The sequence below is a fragment of the Treponema sp. R80B11-R83G3 genome, assembly GCF_054786115.1.
In genome coordinates, this window is sequence record NZ_BDHF01000511.1 from 1 (window position 1) to 431 (window position 431).

Sequence of the window (431 nt, forward strand, 5' to 3'; positions counted from 1 at the left end):
GTTTATTGCACGACAAAAAAGTATGTAAAATAACCGCCGAAACATATTATGACGATTTATGGAAAAATATGAAAGAAGAAACTTGCAAAATAATCTCAAATAAAGAAACATCAATATTGTGGAATATTTGGCATATAACCCGAATTGAGGACATTATTTCAAATATAATAATTGGAAGGAAAGAAACGATATTCAATAAAGAAATTCAAACAAAATTGAATATAAAAATTAAAGACACAGGAAATGCAATGACATATTCCGAAATAGAATCATTTAGTAGAAATATTAACATAAAAGAATTAAAGGAATATAGGGTTAAAGTCGGAAAATCGACACAAAAAATAATTAAAGCTATTGAATTTGGTGATATAAAAAGGAAAATGGAAAAAGAGCAGCTTGAAAAAATAAAACAAAATGGAGGAGTAACAGAC

Annotated in this window: 1 protein-coding gene; it reads left to right on the top strand. The window is 26.5% G+C overall.

Going from position 1 to position 431, the window contains the following annotated elements; all coding sequences use genetic code 11:
• Positions 1-68: 68 nt before the first annotated feature.
• Positions 69-431, top strand: a 363-nt coding sequence (locus tag ACYVRH_RS14715; protein ID WP_461257609.1) for a hypothetical protein, incomplete at its 3' end; no start/stop codon positions are given.